The organism is Psychrobacter sp. CAL346-MNA-CIBAN-0220 (assembly GCF_040309805.1).
Lineage (GTDB): Bacteria > Pseudomonadota > Gammaproteobacteria > Pseudomonadales > Moraxellaceae > Psychrobacter.
Genome location: NZ_JBEOPF010000447.1, coordinates 1 through 259, shown reverse-complemented (window position 1 = coordinate 259; position 259 = coordinate 1). Strand labels below are relative to the sequence as shown.

Genomic DNA, 259 nt, shown 5'->3' with positions numbered 1-259 from the left:
GCTTGTACTATATATAAGTACACTCATTAAATCAGGAGTGGCCTCGTAACCAACAAGAGCACGCAGTACACGGCCGAGCTCAGAGTTTTCGTTTAACAAATCACGTAAATCCCACACTGTTGAGGTGTTTGTAATTAAATCTATTTGACTCGCTAAATCCAGTGCAACTAATAATTTAGCCGCGCTGTTAAAAGCAAGCAAAGTAAAAAGCGGATACATACCAAAACGGTGCTTAATTGCATTCATTAAAAAGTACAGC

The 259-nt window shown here is 39.0% G+C and carries 1 protein-coding gene; it reads right to left on the bottom strand.

Features of this window, described 5'->3' with window-relative positions; all coding sequences use genetic code 11:
• The coding region (locus AAEY88_RS14325; RefSeq protein ID WP_350563464.1) for a hypothetical protein at positions 1-259 on the bottom strand (259 nt) is incomplete at both ends.